We start from the raw sequence: 517 nt of genomic DNA, 5'->3' as shown, positions 1-517 counted from the left end.
CGTTGCCGAGATCTGGTTGATGCCGTGCAGATCCTCCGGCGTTTGCCCGGTGAGCAGCACTTCCATGAGCGCGTCGAGCCGGTACTGGTCGAAGGTGCGGGGGTCGTCCTTCGGCTTGGTGCGGGCGGCGTCAGTGGCGCGGTTGAACGCGCCGTGGATCGTGACGGACGGGCCGGCCATGGAGAGCACCGTGATGCCGTCGTCATGGTCGTCGACCCAGGCGCGACGCTGCTCGACCGCCCGGTCGTGGCGACGCTGGAGCGGCTCGGCCATCGCCCGGTCGACGATCCGCCTCGCGCGGGAGCGCAGCTGCGACGGGGTGACGCGCTCGGCGATCTCCACCAGCTCCGCCTCCACGCGAGCGCGATCCTCGGGGTCGACGGCTGGGTCGGTGCGGAGCGCCTCGGTGGCCTGCTCGATCGCCCGCAGGTGGGTGCCGGTGATGCGGCCGGCCTTGTGGGAGGCGTGCGCGGCGGGGAGGTCGGTGACGGTCGTCCAGGCCTCGGTGAGCTTGCGC

1 protein-coding gene is annotated in these 517 nt (G+C 72.3%); it reads right to left on the bottom strand.

Going from position 1 to position 517, the window contains the following annotated elements:
• On the bottom strand, nucleotides 1-517 hold a 517-nt coding region (locus tag ACP7BI_RS13330; RefSeq protein WP_425847177.1), incomplete at both ends, for a DUF222 domain-containing protein.

It is taken from the genome of Agrococcus sp. TSP3-2-1 (assembly GCF_049897585.1).
Lineage (GTDB): Bacteria > Actinomycetota > Actinomycetes > Actinomycetales > Microbacteriaceae > Agrococcus.
The sequence above is the reverse complement of the archived record's forward strand: the minus strand, read 5'-3'. Positions and strand labels throughout refer to the sequence as shown.